Raw genomic sequence first — 19,527 nt, forward strand, 5'->3', positions numbered from 1 at the left:
ATGCCGATCCTGATCGAGACCACGGTCATCCGGTGAGCGCCCCGACCCGCGCGAACGTCGAGATGACGATCCACGGGAGGCGGCTCCGACGCGACCGCGCCCTCATCATGGCGATCGTCAACCGGACGCCGAACTCCTTCTACGACCACGGCTCCACCTGGCGGCCCGCCGCCGCGGAGGCCGCCGTCGAGCGGGCCGTGGCGCAGGGAGCCGACGTCGTGGACCTCGGCGGCGTGCCCGCGAGCCCCGGGCCGGAGGTCACCGTCGCGGAGGAGATCGACCGCGTGCGCCCGACGCTCGTCTGGGCCCGCGAGCGGTTCCCGGAGCTGACGATCTCCATCGACACCTATCGCGCCGAGGCCGCCGAGGCGCTGCTCGCGGCCGGCGCGGACCTGGTGAACGACAGCTGGGCGGGCTGGGACGAGGACATCCTCCCGGTCACCGCCCGCTACGGGGCCGGGTACGTCGCCGCGCACACCGGCGGGCTGACCCCGCGCACCGACCCGGAGAAGCCGGTCTACGACGACGTGATGGGCGACGTCGTGGACTTCACCGTGACGCTCGCGCAGCGCGCGGTCGAGGCCGGGGTGCCGGCGGACGGCATCCTGCTCGACCCCACGATCGACTTCGGCAAGAACACCCTGCAGAGCCTCGAGGTGCTGCGTGCGCTGCCGCGGCTGATCGACACCGGGTGGCCGGTGCTGCTCGCGATGAGCAACAAGGGCGTGGTGGGGGAGACCCTCGACGTCCCGCTCGACGGCCGCCTGACCGGCACGCTCGCCGCGACCGCGCTGTGCGCGCAGATGGGCGTCGCGATGGTCCGTGCCCACCAGGTGGAGGAGACCCGCCAGACCCTGGAGATGGTCGCGAGCGTGCTGGGCCACCGCCCGCCGTCGCGCGCCGAGAGGTGGATGTAGTGCACCAGGTGTGGCCGCTGCCGGCGGGGGAGCTCTCGGCCGGGCAGCTGGAGGAGCTGTACACCTATCCGCAGCACGACGGCGGGTGGGTGACCGTCAACTTCGTCAGCTCCCTCGACGGCGGGATCGAGATCGACGGGACGAGCCGGGGGCTCTCCTCCGACGCCGACCGGAAGGTCTTCGGACTCGGCCACGACCTCGCCGACGTCGTGCTGCTCGCCTCCGGCACGGCGGTCGCCGAGGAGTACCCGGGCCTGCGGCCCGAGGGGGAGTCGGCCCGTCGTCGGGAACGGCACGGGCTGGCCGAGGTGCCGCCGCTCGCCGTCGTGACCTCCGGGTCGCTGCCGGCGGACGCGCCGAGCATCGTCGACGTCCTGGTGCCGACGATCGTGATCACGTGCGCGTCCGCGCCGGCCGAGAAGCAGCAGGCGTGGAAGGACGCAGGCGCGGAGGTGCTCGTCGCCGGTGACGACGACGTCGACCTGGTCGACGCGGTGCGGCAGCTCGCCGAGCGCGGTCTGCGGCGGATCGACTGCGAGGGCGGCCCGGGCCTGACCGGCAAGCTCCTCGCCGCCGACCTCGTCGACGAGATGCGGATCAACTTCGTGCCCACCGCCGTCGCCGGGCAGGCGGGCCGGGTGGCCCGCACCGACGACCCGCTGGACTCGCCACGCGGGTTCACCGTCGACTCGTTGCTGGTCGAGGACTCGACGATCCTCGTCCGGTACCTGCGCGCCCGCTCCGCGTGAGGGGAACCCTCGAGCCGTAAGAGCGCTCGAATCCTCCCCTCACGATCCGCTCGCCACCATTCCGGCCCACGGTGTCGGACCCCTCTGTCACCATCGTGATCATGACGACGGGGGTGGCACAGCGGCGCGGGGTGGAGGTCCTCGCCGTCGTGCTCGTGGTCGCACTCGGGCTGCGGGTGCTCGGGGTCGACCCGCTGGTCACGCCGCAGCTGCGGGTGGGGGCGACCGTCTTCGTCGCGGTCGTCGTGCAGGCGCTGCCGTTCCTGGTGCTGGGCGTCCTGCTGTCCGGTGTCCTCACCGCCTACGTCTCGCCGGCGGCGCTGCGGTGGGTGCTGCCCGCCCGGACGGGGGCGGCGGTCCCGGTCGCGGTGGCCGCCGGGGTGGCGCTGCCGGGCTGCGAGTGCGCGTCGGTGCCGGTGGCCCGGCGCCTCGTCGGGCGCGGGGTGCCCGACGCGGTGGCGCTGGCCTTCCTGCTCGCCGCGCCCGCGGTGAACCCGATCGTCCTCGTCGCCACCGCCGTCGCCTTCCCCGGTGCCCCGGAGATGGTGGCGGCCCGCTTCCTCGGCTCCTTCCTGACGGCGAGCGTGGTCGGGTGGGTCTGGGCCCGTGCGGGTCGCGCGGAGTGGATGGCCGAGCGGGTCCGGCGGGTCCCCGCGGCGGGTGCCGGTCCCCGCTGGCGGGTCGCGGCCGCCACCGCGCGGCACGACCTGGTGGACGCGGGCGGTTTCCTCGTGCTGGGCGGCCTCGTGGCGGCGGTGCTCACGACGGTCGTGCCGGAACGCTGGGTGGCCGGTCTCGGCGAGCAGGTGGTGCTCGCCGTGCTCGTCATGGCCGTGCTCGCCGTGGTGATGTCGTTGTGCAGCGAGGGCGACGCGTTCGTCGCCGCCTCCCTGTCGGCGCTGCCGCTGCTCCCGCGCCTGGTGTTCCTCGTGGTCGGGCCGGCCGTCGACCTGAAGCTGATCGCCCTGCAGGCGGGCACCTTCGGGCGCGGCTTCGCCGCCCGGTTCGCGCCGTTGACCTTCGTGGTCGCGGTGCTGTGCGGCGTCGGCGCGGGCCTGGTGGTGGGGCTGTGACGCCGGGAGACGCAGCGGAGCGGAGCTCGACCCGATGACGCGCGAGGTGCGCAACGCGCTGCTGGTGTTCGTCGGCGCGGTGCTGGTGCTCATCGTGGTCGACGGCACGGTCCTGCACTACGTCCGTCCCGGGATGGCGCCGCTCGTGGCGGTGTCGGGCGCGGTGCTGATCGGGCTGGCCCTGCTCGACGTGGCGCGGGACCTGCGGTGCCCGGGCCCCGGGGACGGGGCGGACGACGAGGACGAGCACGACCACGGTTCCGGCCGGTCGGCGTGGCTGCTGCTCGTCCCGGTGCTCGTCGTGCTGCTGGCCGCGCCGCCGTCGCTGGGGTCGGACGCGGTGGACCTCGCCGGGTCGCGCACCGTCGCCGTGGGCCGGGTCCCCGAGGAGCCGTTGCCGCCGGGGGAGGCGCCGGCGGTCCCGGTGGTCGACCTCGTGGCCCGGGCCGCGGCCACGGCGGACGGCGGCGCCCTGGCCGGTCGCGACGTCACGCTCACCGGGTTCGTCGTGCCGGCGCGGGACGGACGGGGGCTCGACCTGGCGCGGTTGGTGATCTCCTGCTGCGCGGCCGACGCGAGCCCGGTGCGGGTCCACCTGGACGACCCGCGCGCCCTGGTCGGGGCGCCGGGAACGACGGGCGACCGGTGGGTCGACGCCCGGATCCGGCTCGTGCCGGGCACCGCCACGCGGGGGACCGGGTTCGTCCCCACCGTCACGGTCGTCGACGCGCGCGAGGTCGCCGAACCCTCGCCCGCATACGAGTACTGAGCATCCGACGTTCGTCGGCGCGTCGATCGGGGTACCTCGCGGCGGCTCCGACCTCCGTCACCCGTTCCCACGGGTGGACGGGCGCAGAGGGCGGCCCGGGTCGCGTCGTCGTCCCGGGCCGTTCGCGTCCCGGGGTCAGCGTCGCGGCGGGGGCGCGCAGATGCAGCCCCGCGTCCACACCCCGACCTGGGTGGCGGTGCAGAACCGCCGCCCGAGCGCGTCGTGCTCGGACCACGGGTGGGGGCACATGGCGCAGGTCGGGTCCGTGGTGGCGCGGGCGCCGTCGGAGCGGGGCGGGCGCTCGGCGCTCACCGGGGGAGCTCCGCGCCGGCCAGGAGCTCGGTAGGGGAGTGCCGTTCGGCCGGGTCGGCCGCCGCGCTCATCACCGACTCGGCGGTCGCTCCCGACGTGGTCGCGGGAACGACCAGCAGGACCAGCCGGAGGCCCGTCGGTCCCGTCAGGGTCACGGTGTGGGGGACGGTCGAGCGGAAGCCCTCGAGCCGGACCTGGCCGTGCGGGAGCCGTCGCGGCGCGGGCCCCCAGTCGTCGAGCCGGTAGGCGACCCGGGCCACCGGGCCCGCACCCGGCTCGAGGTCGGCCAGCAGCGGGGGCAGCTCGGCGGACAGGTCGTCGGACCGGGGCCACCAGGCGCCGTCGACGGTGCCGGTCACTGGTCCGGCGGCCTTGAGCCGGAGACGTGTGGTCGTGGTGTTCGGGGCCGGGCTCACGCCGGCACTCCCGTCTCCGGTCGGACGACCGGGCGAGGACTGCGCCGACGACGACCGCGGCTCGTACGCCGCCGTGCAGGAAACCCCCGGTGACCGCCACCGTACGCGCTCCTCACCTGCGCGGACCCGTGTGCCAGGGTCATCCGCGTGCCTCCCGCGCTGCAGCCGGTCGCCGACGGGGTCCTCCTCGGCGCGCTGTTCCCCCGCCACCTGTTCAACACCGTCGTCCTGGAGGGCCCGGCCGGTGACGTCGTGATCGACGCCGGGTTCCCGTGGTCGGGGAAGCGTCTGGCGGGTCTCCTGCAGGGCCGTGACGTCGTGGAGCACGCCGTCACCCACGCGCACGGAGATCACGTCGGGTCGTCGGCCTGGCTGTGCGCCCACACCGGCGCCACCCTCTCGATGAGCGCCGTCGAGGCCGACGGCTTCGAGCACGGGAGCGTGGCCTGGCACTCCGGCGCGATCGGCCGGATCGGCGTCGCCCCGTTGGCGCGGCGGCGTCGGACCGTCGACCGCCGTCTCGAGCCGGGGGACACGGTCGCCGGGTTCGAGGTGCTCGCCCAGCCCGGACACAGCCCCGGCCTCCTCGCCTTCTGGCGGGCGGCCGACCGGCTCCTGGTCGTGGGCGACGGACCGATCAACGTCTCCACCGACCCGGGCGCGCCGCGCTGGCTCCCCCTGCCGGCCGGCCTGCACCACGACCCGGCCGCCACCGCGGCGTCGCGGCGGCGGATGGCGGCCCTGGAGCCGGCCCTCGTCGTCTCCACGCACGGCCATCCCGTCCGCGGCGACCGTTGGGCCGCGGCCGGCTGCTGAGGCGGGGTCGTCGTGGGACGCTCGCGCCCATGAGCGCCGTCTACGCCCTGAACCTCTTCGACCTCGCGCCGAACGACGACTACAAGGCCTACTCGAAGCGGTCGGTCGCGGCCGTCGGCGCGCACGGCGGCCGGGTCGTGGCGCTGGGCCGGCTCAGCGAGGACTCCCCGTCGAGCGGCGGCACGCCCCGCCAGGTGATGGTGCTCGTGGAGTGGCCGTCCGCGGAGGCGTTCCAGGCGTTCAAGGACGACCCCGACCACACGGACCTCCACCCGCTGCGCGAGGGCGGCACCGAGAACTACCTGTGGTGGGCCTACGACCGGCTCGAGGACCTGCGGCCCGTGCTCAACGACCGCTGAGCCCGGACCGCGGCCCGACCCGTCACTGCTCCTCGGTCTCCCGCTTCTCCACCTGCGCGGACATCGAGAGCTCCGACTCCGACTCCGCCGACTCCTCGGGGATCTCAGTGTGCCCGATGCCCTCCGGCTCGTCGTCGTTCTTCCCGGCAGCGTTCGGCATGGCGTGTCCGTTCCCCTGCGTCCGCGCCGACCGGTCCGGTCGGCGACAGCGTCGGGTTGCCGGGTCGGCGAGATCAGGAAACGGCCGATCTCGGCGCGTGCGAGACTCCCGCCATGGCGACCAGGGCGGGGAACCCCGCCGTCGTCATCGCGGCAGCGTTCGCCGGGGGCGTCGCCGCAGGCACCGGGCTGCTCATGCTGCCCGCCGCGACGGCGGCGCCGGAGGGGTCCACCTTCCTCGACGCGCTGTTCACGGCGACGTCCGCGGTGTGCGTGACGGGCCTGACCACCGTCGACACCGGCACGCACTGGTCGCCGTTCGGGCACGTCGTCCTCGCCGCCCTCATGCAGGTGGGCGGGTTGAGCATCATGACCGTGGCGTCCCTGCTCGTCGTGCTGGTCTCGCGCCGGCTCGGCCTGCGGGCCCGGCTCGTGGCGCAGGCCCAGTCCGGCAGCCTCGACCTGAGCGACGTCCGCCGGGTGCTGCTCAACGTCGTCCTGTTCAGCCTCGCCGGGGAGGCCCTCACCGCTCTCGTCCTGGGGCTCCGGCTGGGACTGGGCTACGACGTCGGCGCGGTGACCGCGGTGTGGGAGGGCCTCTTCCACGCGGTGTCGGCGTTCAACAACGGCGGCTTCGTGCTCTGGCCCGACGGGATGGCCGGCTTCGCGGGCGACCCGTGGATGCTCCTGCCGGTCGCCCTCGCCGTCATCGTCGGCGGGCTCGGCTTCCCGGTGATCTTCGAGCTCGTCCGCTCGCACCGCCCGCGCACGTGGTCGGTGACCACCCGGATCACGGTGGTCACCTCCGCCGCGCTGCTCGTCGTCGGCACCGTGCTGTACACGGCGATGGAGTACGGCAACCCGGCCACCCTCGGACCGATGGGCGTGGCCGACAAGCTCCTCGCGGGTTTCTTCTCGTCGGTCATGCCGCGCAGCGGCGGCTTCTCGGCCGTCGACGTCGGGTCCATGACGCCGGAGAGCTGGCTGGTCACCGACGTCCTCATGTTCATCGGCGGGGGCAGCGCGAGCACGGCGGGCGGCATCAAGGTGACGACCTTCGGCCTGCTCGCGCTCGTGCTGTGGGCCGAGATGCGCAGCGAGGCCGACGTCGACGTCGGGCCGCGCCGCATCCCGGAGGCCAACCAGCGGCAGGCCCTGGCCGTCGCGCTGCTCGGCCTCGGGCTCGCCGTGGTGGCCACCTTCGTGCTCTCGGGCGTGACCCCGCACCCGACCGAGCGCGTCGTGTTCGAGGTGCTCTCGGCCCTGGGTACGGTCGGGCTCACGACGGGGATCACGACCGATCTGCCGGACGTCGCGGAGATCCTGCTCGTGGTGCTCATGTTCGTCGGCCGGCTCGGGCCCCTCGCCCTCGCCTCGGCGCTCGCCCTGCGGGAGCGGCCGCGGCGCTACCGGCGGCCCGAGGAGAGGACGATCATTGGGTGACGCGCACGAGCCGGTGGTCGTCGTGGGGTTGGGGCGCTTCGGCGCGGCGATCGCCCTCGAGCTGTCGCGGCAGGGCACCGAGGTGCTCGCGATCGACTCCTCGCGCGACGTCGTGCAGGCCGTGTCCCGCGAGCTGAGCCACGTGGTGACGGCGGACTGCACCGACCTCGAGACCCTGCGCCAGCTCGGCGTGGGCGACTACCGCCGGGCCGTCGTCGCGATCGGGGACCACCTCGAGGACAGCATCCTGGTGACCTCCCTGCTGGTGGACCTCGAGGTGCCCGACATCTGGGCGCGGGCGATCAGCGCCCACCACGGCCGCATCCTCGAGCGCATCGGCGCGCACCACGTCGTGTTCCCCGAGCAGGACATGGGCCAGCGCGTCGCCCACCTCGTCTCCGGCACGGCGCTGGACTACCTCCGGCTCGACGACGGGTGCGCCCTGGCCAAGCTCCGCCCGCCGCGCGGCCTCATCGACGTCCCGCTGGGGAGTTCGGAGATCAAGGACCGGTACGACGTCACGGTCGTCTCGATCAAGCGCCGGGACGAGGAGTTCATCTCCGCCACGTCCGACACCGTGGTGCGCAAGGGCGACATCGTGCTGGTGGTGGGCCGCGACGAGGACGTCGAGCGGCTCCTCGAGGACTCCTGACCCTCAGCGGGGCACGCGGATCAGCACCTCGCCGTGGGGCAGGGAGAACCAGCCGTCGGGGTGGGCGGCCCAGTGCCGCCAGCCCGCGGCGACGTCGGCCAGTTCCTCGCGGGTGGCGAACCCGCCCGCGACCGCCCGCTCGGCGATCGTGGAGTCGACGATCCGCTCGGCCCACTGCCCGCCCCACCACGCCCGTTCCTCCGGCGTCGCGTGGCACCAGATCGACGCGCTCGGCGTGACGTCCCCCGCACCCGCGGCGTGTGCCCAGGCCAGCACGCGGCGGCCCGCGTCGGGCTCGGTCCCGTGGGCCCGGGCGACCCCGCGGTAGATCGCGAGCCAGCGGTCGAGCCGCGGGTCGTGCGGGTACAGCACCACCCCGGCGTAGTCGCAGTCGCGGACGGCGACCAGCCCACCCGGCGCCGTCACCCGGATCATCTCGCGCAGGGCGGCCACCGGGTCGGTGAGGTGGAGCAGCACCTGGTGGGCGTGGACCACGTCGAACGGTCCGTCGGGCAGCGCGGACACGTCGCCGACCCGCGCGTCGACCCCGAGCGCCCGGGCCTTCTCCACCACTCCGGGGTCGCTGTCGATCCCGAGGACCGAGCCGACCCGCGTCGCCAGGTCCGCGGTGATCGTGCCGGGACCGCACCCGACGTCGAGAACCCGCATGTCCGCCCGCAGGTGCGGTGCGAGGTAGGCGGCCGAGTTGTCGACGGTGCGCCACGTCTGCGAGCGCAGGACGCTCGCGGCGTGGCCCTGGGAGTACGCGGTCACGCCGCACACGCTGTCACGTCCGCGTAGCGTCGGAGCGGTGAGTACCGCCGTCTCGCTGCTCGAGCACACCTACGCCGATGCCGTTCCCGGCCTCGTCGCGAACTGGACCGCCGCGCCGGCGCCGCACCCGTCACCGCTGGTCGTCAACGACGACCTCGCGGTCGAGCTGGGGCTCGACCCCCGGCAGCTGCGGGAGTCCGGCCTGCTCACCGGCACCGTCGGCGAGGGTGTCCAGCCGGTGGCGATGGTGTACTCCGGCCACCAGTTCGGGATGTACCAGCCGCGGCTCGGCGACGGGCGCGCGCTGCTGCTGGGGGAGATCGTCGACCCGCAGGGCCGGCGGCACGACCTGCACCTCAAGGGCTCCGGGCGCACCCCGTTCGCGCGCGGCGGCGACGGGAAGGCCGCGCTCGGCCCGATGCTGCGCGAGTACCTCATGGGCGAGGCGATGCACGCCCTCGGCGTCCCCACCAGCCGCGGCCTCGCGGTCTCGACGACCGGCGAGGACGTCCCGCGCGACACCGGGCTCCTGCCCGGCGCCGTGCTCGCGCGCGTCGCCTCGAGTCACATCCGGGTCGGCACGTTCCAGTACGCGGCGGCCAACGGCGGACCCGACGTCGTGCGGGCGCTCGCCGACCACGCGATCGCGCGGCACCACCCCGAGGCGACCGGCTACCTCGACTTCTACCGCCGCGTGGTGCACGCGCAGGCCGAGCTGATCGCGCGCTGGATGCTCGTCGGCTTCATCCACGGCGTGATGAACACCGACAACACCACCATCTCCGGCGAGACGATCGACTACGGCCCCTGCGCGTTCATGGACCGGTACGACCCGCAGACGGTGTTCAGCTCGATCGACCACGCCGGGCGCTACGCGTACTCCCACCAGCCGCCGATCGCCCGGTGGAACCTCGCGCGCCTCGGCGAGGCGCTGCTCCCGCTGATCGACGAGAACCAGGACGCCGCCATCGAGCAGGCGACCGCGGTGGTGCAGGAGTTCGGCGACGTGTACGAGCGCCACTTCCAGGCCGGCATGGCCGCGAAGCTCGGGCTGCGCGAGCCGGACCCGGACCTGGTCGCCGACCTGCTCGCCCTGCTGCACGCCCAGCAGGTCGACTGGACCGGCTTCTTCCGCGCGGAGGACCCGCGGGACCTCTTCCTCGACCGCGAGGCCTACGACGCCTGGGCCGCACGGTGGCACCCGGAGCTGGACCGGGACAGCAGGAACGGGGTCAACCCGGTCTACGTGCCCCGCAACCACCTCGTGGACGAGGCGCTGACCGCCGCCGAGGGCGGCGACCTCGGGCCGGTCCAGGAGATCCTCGAGGTCGTGTCCCGGCCGTTCACGGTCCAGCCGGGCCGGGAGCGCTACACCGAGCCCGGCACGGGGCCGTTCGTCACGTACTGCGGGACCTGACGAGGCCGACGCCGACGACGCCGCACAGCAGGCCGAACGCCGCCAGCAGGACCGGCAGGCCGAGCGCCGTCACCAGGGACCCGACGACGATCGGCGCGCCCACGGCACCGAGGGCGCCGACCACCATCGCGGCCGACAGCGCGCGGCCCGGGTCGGAGGTCGCCACGCTCCCCGTCCAGACGGCGAGCGTGGCCGCCCCGACCATGTAGGGCGCGGCGAACACCACCGCGGCCAGCAGCGCGATCACCGGCGACCGTTCGCCCAGGGCCAGGAGCAGCAGGGCCACCCCGATCGTCAGCAGGCAGCAGGCCGCGACCCGTGGCGGCCCGATCCGGGCGGTCATCGCGCCGGTGAACAGGCCCGCGAGGCCGAGCACGCCGATGATCACGAACAGCAGGGGCCGGACGCCCGCCGACAGGCCGGCGCGGGTGGCGACGTCGGCGCTGTAGGTGAAGGCCACCGCCGTCCCGGCCTGGTAGACGATCGCGTACAGGGCGGGTGCGCGGAGCGCCCGCCACGGCATCGGGCGGCGGTCGGCGACCGGGGTGGGCGGGACGGCGGGCACCCAGCGCAGGTTGAGCAGGGCCGCGAGCGTGGAGCACACGGCCACCGCGGCCCAGGCCGCCCGCCAGGTCGTCGCGGCGGCGACCGCCACGATCGCGACCAGCACCAGGCCCCCGCACGTCCCGGTGCTGATGATCGAGAGCAGGCGGGGTCGGCGTTCGCGGGCGACGAGGGCCGCGGCGAGGTCCGAGTACGGCGCCCACACCCAGCCCGCGGCGCTCCCGGCGAGCACGGCCCCGACCGCGAGGACGCCGGGCGACGGCGCCAGCACCACGATCAGCGCGCCCAGCGCCCCACAGACACCGCCGACCGTCGTCGGGGTGCGCGGTCCGCGGCGGGCCGCCAGGAGCGGCGCGCCGACGATCCCGGCGAGAAAGCCCGCGAACGTCCCGCCGGCGATGAGCCCGAGGACGGCCTCCGGCACCCCCGTCGTCGAGAGCCCGGGGTCGACGCGGAGGTCCGGCAGCGTGAGCCCGAAGCAGAACCGGCCCATGCCGAAGGCGACCCCCACGACGGCCGCCCCGGCGATGGCCACCCGCGTCTCCGTCGTCCGCACGCGATCACCCTGTCGAGCGAGCGGCCCGTTCGCAGCATCTATGGGCGTGAGAGTGCCGTTCGCTCGGAATCCGCCGTCCCGGAGCGGGCCACGACCGCCGCGACCAGCGTCGTCACCGGCACGGCCGCGACGATGCCGATCGACCCGACGAGGGTGCGCAGCACCTCCTGGGCCACGTCCTCGGCGGTCAACAGGTCGCCGACCCCGCGCCCGGAGAGCGTGAACAGCAGCAGGAGGGGCAGCGCCGCACCCGCGTAGGCGAGCACGAGCGTGTTCACCGCCGAGGCCACGTGGTCGCGCCCCACGCGCATCGCCGCCGCGTAGAGCTCCCGCGTTCCCGACGACGGGTCGGCGCGGTGGAGCTCCCAGACGGTCGAGGTCTGGGTGACCGTGACGTCGTCGAGCACCCCGAGGGCGCCGATGATCAGTCCGGCGAGCAGGAGCCCGCGGGCGTCGATCCCGGCGCCAAGCACGCCGATCAGCTCCGTGGACGCGTCGTCCAGTCCGGTCAGCCGAGTGAGCCCGCCGAACACCAGCGCGAGCACGCCGATGAGGCCGAGCGAGACGACCGTGCCCAAGGCCGCGGTCGCGGTCCGTGCGGAGAAGCCGTGGATCGTCGGGAACACCACCGCCACGATCAGTCCGGATGCGACGAGCGCCACCGGCACGGGGGAGGACCCGGTGAGCAGCGCCGGGAGCACGAACAGGCCGAGCACGAGCAGCGTGATGCCGAGGGCGCCCAGCGCGGCGAGCCCCTGCCAGCGCCCGAGCAGCACGACCGCGAGCGCGAACACCCCCGCGAGCAGCAGCAGCGACCCGCCGCGCTGCCGGTCCACCACCTGGTAGCCCGAGGCGTCGGCCGGGTCGCCCCCGGACCACGCGACCACGACGGCGTCCCCGTCGGCGAACCGGGGCGTCGCGGGCCCGCCGGGCAGCAGGGTGTCGATCGTGCGGCCCGACGCGGGGCCCTCGTCGAGGCGGACCTGCAGCGGGAAGCAGCCGGTGCCGGCCTCGACGGCGAGGGTCGGGTCGGAGCAGTCGGCCTCGGCGCCCGCGCGCACGACGGTGCCGTCGAGCGGCTGCGTGGCCACCGCGGCGGCCGCTCCGCTCGTGGTCCCGGCGGCCGACCCCGCGGCCGCGGCGTGGCTGCCGTCGAGGACCGCCCGGTACTCCGAGGGCGACGGCGCGAGCAGCACCAGCCCCACGAGCACGGCCAGCCCGCAGGGCACGAGCAGCACGGCCAGCAGGCGCCGGACGGTCGTCCCGACGGCGGGTGCAGGGCCGTGCCCGTGTCCGTGGCCGTGACCGCCCTCTCCGCGCGCCGCACCCCGCCGCGCCGGCGCGGCGGCCCGTCGTCGGGCCCCGGACCGGGACCGCCGAGCCGGGCGAGGGGCACCCCCGCCCGGTCCCGGTGCGCGGGCGGGCCGGCCGGTCGTCCCGGGGGTGGGCCGCTGCGCGGGGATCGGCGCCGTCACCGGGTCGTCGATGTCCATCGGCGTCCAGTGTCCGCTATGTCCCGGACGGCTCGAGCTGGTAGCGGATCATCCGCGACGAGTTGGCGACCACCGCCACCGACGAGGCGTTGTGCAGGATCGCGGCGACGACGGGGGAGAGCGCCCCACCGGCGGAGACGACCAGCCCGACCGCGTTGACCGCGATCGACATGCCGTAGTTCTGCCGGATCACGCCGACCCCGCGGCGGCCGAGGTCGCGGAGGTCGAGCAGCGCGGTGAGGCGGTCGCCCGCGAGCGCGACGTCCGCGGTCTCGACGGCCACGTCGGTTCCGGCCACGCCCATGGCGATACCGAGATCGGCGAGCGCGAGGGCGGGGGCGTCGTTGGTCCCGTCGCCCACCATCGCGACCGTGAAGCCGTCGGCCTGCAGCGCGCGCACCACGTCCTGCTTGTCCTCGGGCATCACCTCGGCCCGCCACTCGTCGATGCCGAGCTCGGCGGCGACGGCCTCCGCGACGTCGGGGTGGTCGCCGGAGAGCATGACGATCCGCCGGACGCCGTCGGCGCGCAGCGCCTCGAGCACCGCGACGGCCTCGGGGCGCACGGTGTCGCGCAGGCTGATCAGCCCGGTCAGCCTCCCGTCGACCGCGAGCAGCAGCGGGGTCTCGGCCTGGCGCTGCAGGCGGCGCACCCAGTCCGACGCCTTCCGCGAGACGCTGACCTTCTGCTCCTTGAACAGGGCCCGCGAGCCGAGCAGCAGGGTGCGGCCGTCGGCCTGCACGCGCATGCCCTGTCCGAGGAGCACCTCGCACTCCTCGTGCGGCGGGATCTCGATCCGCCGCTCCTCGGTCGACCGGATGACGGCCTGCGCGAGCGGGTGCCGGGAGTGGATCTCCGACGAGGCGGCGAGGGCGAGGACCTGCTCGGGGGAGTAGCCGTCGTCGAAGGAGACGACGTTCGTGACGACGGGCCGACCCGTCGTCAGGGTGCCGGTCTTGTCGAGGACCACCGCGTCGACCCGCCCGGCCGCCTCCAGGTGCGAGCCACCCTTGATGAGGATGCCGCGTCGCGCGCCGTTGCCGATCGTGGCGCTGATGGCGGTGGGGGTGGACAGCCCGACCGCGCAGGGGCAGGCGACGAGCAGCATCGTCATGGCCCGGCGCACGTCGCGGGTGACGAGCAGGGTCGCCGCGGACAGGGCGAAGGACAGCGGGACGAAGCGGCGGGAGAAGTTCTCGCCGACGGTCTGGATCGGGGCGCGGTCGGACTGGGCCGCCTCGACCCGCTCGATGATGCGCCCGACGGCGGTGTCGGAGCCGACGGCGGTCGCGCGGACCACCAGGCGGCCGCGCAGCAGCACCGAGCCGGCGTGCAGCTCGTCGCCGACCTCCGCCGTCACCGGCAGGTTCTCCCCGGTGATCGCGGCCTGGTCGACGAGGCAGCCGAGCTCGGAGGCCTCGACCACGACCCCGTCGACCGGGAGCACGACGTGCTCGTGGACCACGATCTCGTCGCCCACGCGCACCCGGTCGATCGGCACCTCGACCTCGACGGCCTCGCCCGCGGGGTCGGCCGGGGCGACCCGCATCCAGGTGGTGGTGCGGGCGCCGGTGAGCAGGTCGGAGATCGCGCGGCGGCTGCGGCGCAGCGTGAGGTCCTGCAGGTACTCGCCGATGTTGAGCAGCCACAGCACGGTGAGCGCGACGACGTTCTCGCGCAGCACGAGCGAGGCCACCGTGGCGGCCGAGACCAGCGCGTCGGTGCCCGCCCCCCGGCCGCCCACCAGCGAGCGCAGCGCGCCGCGCAGGAAGGGGTAGCCGGTGAAGATCGTGACGCCGGTGGCCACCGTACGGCTGGTCGGCCCGAGCATCGGGGGGCGGCGCAGGACCCAGCGGCGCCCGCCGAGCAGGAGCAGCGCGATCCCGCCGACGGCCATCCGCAGCAGGTCGCCGTTGCCGACCTCCGCCGACCGCGGCAGCCGCGTCGCGGGCTCGTCGTGCGGCGTCACCGTGGTCACCCCGCGGTAGACCTCCGCGATGGCCGCGGCGGAGCAGTGGTCGCGGTGGTACCAGACGACGAGCGCCCCGGTGCGGGGGAAGGCGTGGACCTGACGCACGCCCTCGACGTCGTCGAGGGCCTCCTCGACGGCGACGGCCAGCCCGGTCGCCGCCCTCAGGTCGGGTGCGTCGAACCGCACCCGGCCGGCCGCGTCGGACACGACGTGCAGCCGGGGCCCCTCGTCGGGAACGGGGTGCAGGTGCCGGGCGCTCGTCACGACGCGCTCAGTGCTCGTGGTCGTGCTTCTCGACGGCACCCGGCGGCGGCGCCTGCTCGCCCAGCCGCTCGCGGGCCTCGGCCACGACGTCGGCGGTGTTGAGCCGGACCCGTTCGGCGCCGGCCTCGGCGGCGCGCGAGACCTTCAGTCCGAGCGTGGTGACCGCCACCGCCGACTGGTGCACCGCCCGGCCCCCGGACAGCTTCTTCACGCCCTCGACGACGGCGACACCGGCCACACCGGTCGCCACCGCCCCGGCCGCCCGCGCCGCCAGGGCACCCCACGCCACCATCCGTCGTCTCCCTCGTCCGCTCGCTGCGCAATGCCGTGATCGTCGCCCCGACGCTAGCCCACGGCACCGACAGTGGAGGTCGGCGCCGTGATCATCACCTTGTCGGAGATGATTGTCGGTGTCATTCCATCACGGAACCCGTCTGTCGGTGCGCCCGAACGGGGGGTGGATGACCCCGGTCGGATGGCGTCGGTCACGATCACGAGGTGGAACCGGACAGCGAGCACGGGACCTCCGCGGGCACGGGCACCGTCGTCACCCTCGACGACGGAGCGGTGCCCGCCCTGGTCGGCGACCGTTTCGAGCTGGGTCCGCGCCTCGGTCGCGGGGCCTCGGCGACGGTCTACCGCGCGCAGGACCACCTCCTGCACCGCGACGTGGCGGTGAAGCTGTTCGCGCCCGGCGTCGGGACCCTCGACTCCGCCGCCGTGCGCCGCGAGCTGCAGGCGGCGGCGCAGGTCTCGCACCCCGGCGTCCTCGAGGTCTTCGACGTCGGCGAGACCGACGACCGCGTCTTCCTGGTCACCCGGCTCGTCGCCGGCGGCTCGCTCGCCGACACCCTCGAGCAGGGCCCGCTGCCCGCGGAGGTGGTGGTCGGGCTCGCCGGCGAGCTGCTCGGCGCGCTCGCCCACGTCCACGCCCTCGGCATCGTCCACCGCGACGTCAAGCCCGCGAACATCCTGCTCGACCCCGCCGAGCCCGACCCGGAGGCTCCCGACGACGGGCCCGCGCGGGTCCGTCCGGTCCTCGCCGACTTCGGGGTGGCCGCCGTGGCGACCGCGACGACGGCCCACGGACAGGTCACCGGCACGGCCGCCTACCTCGCGCCCGAACAGGTACGGGGGGACGAGGTCGGCTCCCCGGCCGACGTCTACGCGCTGGGCCTGGTGCTGCTCGAGTGCCTGACCGGTCGTCGGGAGTTCCCCGGCGGGCCGGTCGAGTCCTCGGTCGCGCGCCTGCACCGCGAGCCGGTGGTCCCGGCCGGGCTTCCCGACGACCTGCGGGACCTGCTCACGGCGATGACCGCCGCCGCACCGGTGGAGCGGCCGTCCGCCGAGGCCGCCCGCACCCGGCTCCGCGCGCTCGCTCCCGCGCTGGGCCTCGACGGCGAGACGCTGGCCGTCCCCGCCGCGGCCCTGACCGAGGGGATGCCGGCGCGCTCGCCGATCGTGATCGGCCCGGCCGCGACCGCCGCCCCCTACGGTGGTGCCGCCCCGTCCGGTGACAGCAGAGCGTCGTTGCCGGCATCCCGTGGCAGGGACGCCACGTCGTCGCCGGCCGTCGTGCCCGCCGCGCGCACCGGGACCGCCGCTCCCGTCGCCGCGACCGTGCTCCGCGCCCCCGAACCGCCGACCGGGCCCGTCGCGACGCCGGCCCGGACGGGCTCCCTCCGGCGCGGCCTGCTCGGCGCGGCCGCGGTGCTGGTGCTGGCCGGCGGCGTGGTCGGCGGGGTCGTGCTGACCGGCGCCTCGTCGCCGCTGGCCGGCCCGGCGCCCGCGGTCGTCCCGTCCGCGCCGGTCCTCGCCGCCCCCGCGGCACCGCCGCCCGCACCCGCCGTCGGGAACGCGGGGGCGCAGCCGGTCGCGGCCGAACCCGGCGACGCGGCGCAGCCCGGCGTGCCGGACGCGGCGCCGGACGCCGGCGCCGACCCCGACGGCGGGGACGCGCCTCTCGCCCCGGCCCCCGCGCCGGTCCCCGCGCCCGGGGTGCCGACGCCGCCGGCCCCGCCCGCGCCCTGCACGAGCGTCGTGTCCTCGCTGGCCGGCGCGGGCGCCTCGGTGCGGATCGTGTTCACCAACCGTGGCGACACGGCCTGCACGCTCGCCGGGTTCCCGGCGGTCTCGTTCGTGGCGGGCGCGAAGACCGTGGGGAAGCCCGCGAGCCGGTCCGGTGCCCGTGGGGCCGCCCTCACGCTCGCGCCGAACGGGTCGGTGGCCGCGTCTCTGCGGATCGTGCCGGTGTCGGAGTTCGACGCGAAGAACTGCAAGCCCGTCGACGTCTCGGGGCTGCGCGTCCGGGCCCCCGGTACGACGGCCGCGGCCACGCTGCCCCGCGCGGGGAAGGCCTGCTCGGGCACCGTCGCGAAGCCTCAGCTGCGGGTCGCGACCGTCGCGGCCCTGTAGCGCAGCCCGCTAGCCCGACCGGCCGCACTCGACGGCGTGCGCGAGGCGCAACGTCGTCGTGAGCCAGAGCAGCACGTCGTGCAGGCGCAGGCGACCGGGGTGGGCGTCGAGGGCGTCGGCGACCACCTCGTCGAGGGCGGTGAACGCCTCCGCGTTGACCCGGAGCTCCCGGTGCACCACGGCCTCGACACCGCTGTCGCCCTCCTCGACGTGCGGCAGCAGCGCGCGCCGGGTGGTCGGCGTGAGGTGGGGGACCAGGCCGGGGTGCCGGTGGTGCAGAGCGGCGAGGACGTGGGCGGCGTACGGCCCGGCCTCGTCGCCGATGCCGCGCAGGAGGGCGCCGACCGTGCCCGGCTCGTCGAGCACCGAGAACTCGTCGGCGGGCAGCGCCCAGAACGGTCGCCCCGCGGCCCGCGCGCACGCCGCGTCGACGAGGGGGACGACCCGGACCAGGGCGTCGTGGACGCCGTGCCAGGCCGTGCGGTCGAGGCGGCCGTGCAGCCCCTCGGCGATGAGCACGTCGGCGTCGAGGCCCGTGCTCGGCGGGTGGGCGTCGAACCGCGCCCATCCGTACGCCGGGACCTCCACCCAGCGGCCCTCGGGACGGCCGGGGGAGCGGAAGCGCAGCCAGCGGCGGCCCCGGGCGTAGCCGACGACGGCGGCGAGCGCGCGGTCGAGCGGCACCGCCTCCGGGCCCGCGCCGGGCAGACGGAGGGCCACCGCGGTCCGTCCCGGTCCCACCATGCCCGCGATGGTGCCGGACCGGGGCGCGCGATGGGGTCCGAGGGACGAGAACAGGTCGACGATTCGGGACACGGTCGCGGGGGGCATCACCGCGCACCGCGGTCCACCACCGGCCGCCGGACTCGTTCTGCGCCCCCGCCCACCTCGGTGCGGGTGAGGCGCGCCCCCGTCAGCAGGAGTCATCTCTGTGAGCACTCGCGACACCGGTTTCCGCGCCCTCCACGACATCGGGCTCGCCGCCTGGTTCGGCGGCTCGCTGTTCGGCGTCGCCGGCCTCAACGCGGCCGCCGAGGAGGCGGACCAGCAGCGGACGACCGCGCGCATCACCAGCGTCGGCTGGGCCAAGTGGAGCCCGGTGAACACCGCGCTCATCGGGGCCCACCTCATCGGCGGCGCCGGCCTGCTCGTGAACAACCGCAAGCGGGCGGCGGCGCAGAAGGGTGCCACCGGCACCACCGTCGCCAAGCTGGTCCTCACCGGCGCCGCCCTCGGCGTCACGGCCTACACCCGCGTGGTGGGCAAGAAGGTCGAGGACGCGGTGATCCACGACTCGCCCGGGATGTCGTCGAGCACGACGACCCACCTCGACCGCGGCACCACGCAGGAAGGTCGCGGTGGCGCGGCCCAGGCGGTGCAGGAGGCCGACAAGCAGGCGGGCCGGGCGATGAGCGCCGCCGCCGAGTCGCTGCCGGTCGGCGCCGCCGAGGCGCAGCGCCAGCTGACCGTCCTGCAGCTGATCATCCCCGCCCTCACCGGTGCGCTGGTCGTCCTCAACGCCCAGGCCGGGGAACAGCAGAAGCCCACCGACCAGCTCAAGGGCGTCGCTCGTACCGTCGGGTCCGCCCTCGGGGTGGCCGCCTGACCCGTCAGGACGTGGACCCGGGGCGGACCCGTCGGGCACGGTGAGGCCTCGTCCGTCCCGCGGTTCATCTCCGACGCCGTGCGACTCCCTCGGCCCCTTCCGGGAGACCCCATGGCGTTGATCCCCCTGCCGCGCCGCGGCGAGGAACCGACCGTCGTCGTCGAGCTCGTCGGCGACCTGGACCACGCGGCGCGTGAGCGGCTCGACGTCCTGCTGGAGGCGCTGACCGCGGTCCCGCAGGCCGTCGTGCTCGACGTGTCGGAGGCCTGGTCGGACTCGTCGCTGGCCCTGGCCCGTCTGTGCCGATTCCGGGCGACCCGGCACGCCGACGGTCTCGGCTGCCGGTTGCGGGGTCTGCACCCGGCCGTCACCCGCGGCCTCGAGCGGGTACCGCTCGAGCAGGTGTTCGCGGTGTACGCGGACTCCCGGACCGGTCCGGCCGCGGGCTGACGCCCCTCCGGTGAGGTAGGGCTCCGCCGGCTCCGGGACGGGGACGACCGTGGACGCCTGCATCCGGGCCGTGGACGGTCTCGGTGCGGGCGTCCACCGCCCGACCACGCGCACCCCGGTGTGCCGGGACCCGGTCAGCGTAGGAGTCGGGGACGCGCCGGTCGCCGCGGCACCCGTTGCGGTGGCGCTGTCCGCGTCCCGGCGTGTCGGGGTGCGACGCGCCGCATCACCCGATCGAGCTAGAACAAATTTCAAGACTTGTTTCACCTTCGTTGACCTGCAGGAACATGTCCGTCGTGGTCCAACGGTCAACCGTCCGTCGCCGGACCGTTGCGTGACCGTTAAAACGCC

The 19,527-nt window shown here is 75.4% G+C and carries 21 protein-coding genes; 12 read left to right on the forward strand and 9 right to left on the reverse strand.

Translation table 11 applies throughout. From position 1 onward, the window contains the following. Window positions 1–62 precede the first annotated feature (62 nt). The 4 genes from folP (at window position 63) to BJ983_RS05225 (ending at window position 3,508) form a co-directional block, all read left to right on the forward strand. Window positions 63–917, forward strand: a complete 855-nt coding sequence (folP, locus tag BJ983_RS05210; protein ID WP_179797368.1) for a dihydropteroate synthase — start codon at window positions 63–65, stop codon at window positions 915–917. After that, on the forward strand, window positions 917–1,666 hold the full coding sequence (locus BJ983_RS05215) for a dihydrofolate reductase family protein (RefSeq protein WP_343053743.1): 750 nt from the start codon (window positions 917–919) through the stop codon (window positions 1,664–1,666). Before folP ends, BJ983_RS05215 begins: the two co-directional genes overlap by 1 nt. Window positions 1,667–1,767: 101 nt before the next feature. Beyond that, complete coding sequence (locus BJ983_RS05220; RefSeq protein WP_179792847.1) at window positions 1,768–2,739, forward strand: permease; 972 nt, start codon at window positions 1,768–1,770, stop codon at window positions 2,737–2,739. 34 nt (window positions 2,740–2,773) lie between these two features. Beyond that, the gene (locus BJ983_RS05225) at window positions 2,774–3,508 is read left to right on the forward strand and encodes a TIGR03943 family putative permease subunit (RefSeq protein WP_179792848.1); all 735 of its coding nucleotides are present in this window, start codon (window positions 2,774–2,776) and stop codon (window positions 3,506–3,508) included. 135 nt (window positions 3,509–3,643) lie between these two features. Here BJ983_RS05225 and BJ983_RS30125 read toward each other — a convergent pair whose 3' ends face one another. Next, entirely contained in the window at window positions 3,644–3,820 is a 177-nt protein-coding gene (locus tag BJ983_RS30125) for an RGCVC family protein (RefSeq protein WP_179792849.1), read from the reverse strand. Further along, window positions 3,817–4,236, reverse strand: a complete 420-nt coding sequence (locus tag BJ983_RS32110; protein WP_179792850.1) for a DUF5994 family protein — start codon at window positions 4,234–4,236, stop codon at window positions 3,817–3,819. The genes BJ983_RS30125 and BJ983_RS32110 overlap by 4 nt, the downstream gene beginning before the upstream one ends. A gap of 147 nt (window positions 4,237–4,383) precedes the next feature. On the opposite strand from BJ983_RS32110, the gene BJ983_RS05240 reads away from it, so the two are divergent. Then, the gene (locus BJ983_RS05240; protein ID WP_179792851.1) at window positions 4,384–5,052 is read left to right on the forward strand and encodes an MBL fold metallo-hydrolase; all 669 of its coding nucleotides are present in this window, start codon (window positions 4,384–4,386) and stop codon (window positions 5,050–5,052) included. Window positions 5,053–5,081: 29 nt separating this feature from the next. After that, window positions 5,082–5,411: a DUF1330 domain-containing protein gene (locus BJ983_RS05245; protein ID WP_179792852.1), complete on the forward strand. Its 330-nt coding sequence runs from the start codon at window positions 5,082–5,084 to the stop codon at window positions 5,409–5,411. A 22-nt stretch (window positions 5,412–5,433) separates the two neighbouring features. Here BJ983_RS05245 and BJ983_RS05250 read toward each other — a convergent pair whose 3' ends face one another. Continuing rightward, window positions 5,434–5,571 carry a hypothetical protein gene (locus tag BJ983_RS05250; protein WP_179792853.1) on the reverse strand — a complete coding sequence of 46 codons (138 nt, stop codon included), beginning with the start codon at window positions 5,569–5,571 and terminating at the stop codon, window positions 5,434–5,436. A gap of 113 nt (window positions 5,572–5,684) precedes the next feature. On the opposite strand from BJ983_RS05250, the gene BJ983_RS05255 reads away from it, so the two are divergent. Both BJ983_RS05255 and BJ983_RS05260 read left to right on the forward strand, forming a co-directional pair. After that, the gene (locus BJ983_RS05255) at window positions 5,685–7,013 is read left to right on the forward strand and encodes a TrkH family potassium uptake protein (RefSeq protein WP_179792854.1); all 1,329 of its coding nucleotides are present in this window, start codon (window positions 5,685–5,687) and stop codon (window positions 7,011–7,013) included. Continuing rightward, window positions 7,006–7,665, forward strand: a complete 660-nt coding sequence (locus tag BJ983_RS05260; RefSeq protein ID WP_179792855.1) for a potassium channel family protein — start codon at window positions 7,006–7,008, stop codon at window positions 7,663–7,665. The genes BJ983_RS05255 and BJ983_RS05260 overlap by 8 nt, the downstream gene beginning before the upstream one ends. Before the next feature lie 3 nt (window positions 7,666–7,668). Here BJ983_RS05260 and BJ983_RS05265 read toward each other — a convergent pair whose 3' ends face one another. Further along, entirely contained in the window at window positions 7,669–8,439 is a 771-nt protein-coding gene (locus BJ983_RS05265) for a methyltransferase domain-containing protein (protein ID WP_179792856.1), read from the reverse strand. A 37-nt stretch (window positions 8,440–8,476) separates the two neighbouring features. On the opposite strand from BJ983_RS05265, the gene BJ983_RS05270 reads away from it, so the two are divergent. Continuing rightward, window positions 8,477–9,856, forward strand: coding sequence for a protein adenylyltransferase SelO family protein (locus BJ983_RS05270; RefSeq protein WP_179792857.1), 1,380 nt, complete (start codon window positions 8,477–8,479; stop codon window positions 9,854–9,856). Here BJ983_RS05270 and BJ983_RS05275 read toward each other — a convergent pair. Genes BJ983_RS05275 through BJ983_RS05290 form a run of 4 tightly spaced genes read right to left on the reverse strand, consistent with a single transcriptional unit; the run spans window position 9,837 to window position 14,997 of the window. Next, window positions 9,837–10,976 (reverse strand): MFS transporter, encoded by a 1,140-nt coding sequence (locus BJ983_RS05275; protein ID WP_179792858.1) that lies wholly within the window; start codon window positions 10,974–10,976, stop codon window positions 9,837–9,839. The two genes, BJ983_RS05270 and BJ983_RS05275, sit on opposite strands and share 20 nt — an antisense overlap. A gap of 38 nt (window positions 10,977–11,014) precedes the next feature. After that, complete coding sequence (locus BJ983_RS05280; RefSeq protein WP_179792859.1) at window positions 11,015–12,469, reverse strand: YibE/F family protein; 1,455 nt, start codon at window positions 12,467–12,469, stop codon at window positions 11,015–11,017. Window positions 12,470–12,485: 16 nt separating this feature from the next. Continuing rightward, window positions 12,486–14,705: a heavy metal translocating P-type ATPase gene (locus BJ983_RS05285; protein ID WP_343053746.1), complete on the reverse strand. Its 2,220-nt coding sequence runs from the start codon at window positions 14,703–14,705 to the stop codon at window positions 12,486–12,488. A gap of 7 nt (window positions 14,706–14,712) precedes the next feature. Further along, the gene (locus tag BJ983_RS05290) at window positions 14,713–14,997 is read right to left on the reverse strand and encodes a DUF1490 family protein (RefSeq protein ID WP_179792860.1); all 285 of its coding nucleotides are present in this window, start codon (window positions 14,995–14,997) and stop codon (window positions 14,713–14,715) included. Between the two features lie 206 nt (window positions 14,998–15,203). Between BJ983_RS05290 and BJ983_RS05295 the strand changes: the two genes are divergently transcribed. Next, the gene (locus BJ983_RS05295; protein WP_179792861.1) at window positions 15,204–17,120 is read left to right on the forward strand and encodes a protein kinase domain-containing protein; all 1,917 of its coding nucleotides are present in this window, start codon (window positions 15,204–15,206) and stop codon (window positions 17,118–17,120) included. Between the two features lie 9 nt (window positions 17,121–17,129). Here BJ983_RS05295 and BJ983_RS05300 read toward each other — a convergent pair whose 3' ends face one another. Further along, window positions 17,130–17,864: a hypothetical protein gene (locus tag BJ983_RS05300; protein ID WP_179792862.1), complete on the reverse strand. Its 735-nt coding sequence runs from the start codon at window positions 17,862–17,864 to the stop codon at window positions 17,130–17,132. Window positions 17,865–18,051: 187 nt separating this feature from the next. Between BJ983_RS05300 and BJ983_RS05305 the strand changes: the two genes are divergently transcribed. Continuing rightward, window positions 18,052–18,726, forward strand: coding sequence for a hypothetical protein (locus BJ983_RS05305; protein ID WP_179792863.1), 675 nt, complete (start codon window positions 18,052–18,054; stop codon window positions 18,724–18,726). A 111-nt stretch (window positions 18,727–18,837) separates the two neighbouring features. Further along, window positions 18,838–19,176 carry an STAS domain-containing protein gene (locus BJ983_RS05310; RefSeq protein ID WP_179792864.1) on the forward strand — a complete coding sequence of 113 codons (339 nt, stop codon included), beginning with the start codon at window positions 18,838–18,840 and terminating at the stop codon, window positions 19,174–19,176. The last annotated feature ends 351 nt before the right edge of the window (window positions 19,177–19,527 follow it).

The sequence above is a fragment of the Actinomycetospora corticicola genome (assembly GCF_013409505.1).
Classification (GTDB): Bacteria; Actinomycetota; Actinomycetes; order Mycobacteriales; family Pseudonocardiaceae; genus Actinomycetospora; species Actinomycetospora corticicola.

Excerpts from the sequence above, each read along its gene's own strand:
- BJ983_RS05225 (WP_179792848.1), top strand. The coding sequence starts at position 2,774 with ATGACGCGCGAGGTGCGCAACGCGCTGCTGGTGTTCGTCGGCGCGGTG.
- BJ983_RS05310 (WP_179792864.1), top strand. The coding sequence starts at position 18,838 with ATGGCGTTGATCCCCCTGCCGCGCCGCGGCGAGGAACCGACCGTCGTC.
- BJ983_RS05255 (WP_179792854.1), top strand. The coding sequence starts at position 5,685 with ATGGCGACCAGGGCGGGGAACCCCGCCGTCGTCATCGCGGCAGCGTTC.
- BJ983_RS05220 (WP_179792847.1), top strand. The coding sequence starts at position 1,768 with ATGACGACGGGGGTGGCACAGCGGCGCGGGGTGGAGGTCCTCGCCGTC.
- BJ983_RS05290 (WP_179792860.1), bottom strand. The coding sequence starts at position 14,997 with ATGGTGGCGTGGGGTGCCCTGGCGGCGCGGGCGGCCGGGGCGGTGGCG.
- BJ983_RS05250 (WP_179792853.1), bottom strand. The coding sequence starts at position 5,571 with ATGCCGAACGCTGCCGGGAAGAACGACGACGAGCCGGAGGGCATCGGG.
- folP (WP_179797368.1), top strand. The coding sequence starts at position 63 with ATGACGATCCACGGGAGGCGGCTCCGACGCGACCGCGCCCTCATCATG.
- BJ983_RS05245 (WP_179792852.1), top strand. The coding sequence starts at position 5,082 with ATGAGCGCCGTCTACGCCCTGAACCTCTTCGACCTCGCGCCGAACGAC.
- BJ983_RS05300 (WP_179792862.1), bottom strand. The coding sequence starts at position 17,864 with ATGGTGGGACCGGGACGGACCGCGGTGGCCCTCCGTCTGCCCGGCGCG.
- BJ983_RS05280 (WP_179792859.1), bottom strand. The coding sequence starts at position 12,469 with ATGGACATCGACGACCCGGTGACGGCGCCGATCCCCGCGCAGCGGCCC.